General features: G+C 57.2%; 1 protein-coding gene. It reads left to right on the top strand.

What is annotated here, in order from left to right; all coding sequences use genetic code 11:
• A partial coding sequence (locus tag Q4563_RS20995; RefSeq protein WP_303605900.1) for a hypothetical protein occupies positions 1–257 on the top strand: 257 nt, incomplete at both ends.

Genomic DNA, 257 nt, shown 5'->3' with positions numbered 1-257 from the left:
CTCCTGGGAAGTGGACGGCAAGGCCATGGGATTTGACGTGGAGATTGCACGGGCACTGGCCAAAGGGCTGGGCGTCAAGCTGCATCTGCATTGGATGATCCCGGATGAAAACCTGGATGACGACCTGCGTAACCATGTCTGGAAAGGCCATTATCTGGCCCGGATCGAAGACGAACCCATGTTACGGCGTGACGTCGCAGATGTGATGCTACGGGCACCGTACGACCGTGAATTTGCCTTCAAGGTCGACCCGGATG

This window comes from Gilvimarinus sp. 1_MG-2023, from assembly GCF_030548285.1.
The sequence above is the reverse complement of the archived record's forward strand: the minus strand, read 5'-3'. Positions and strand labels throughout refer to the sequence as shown.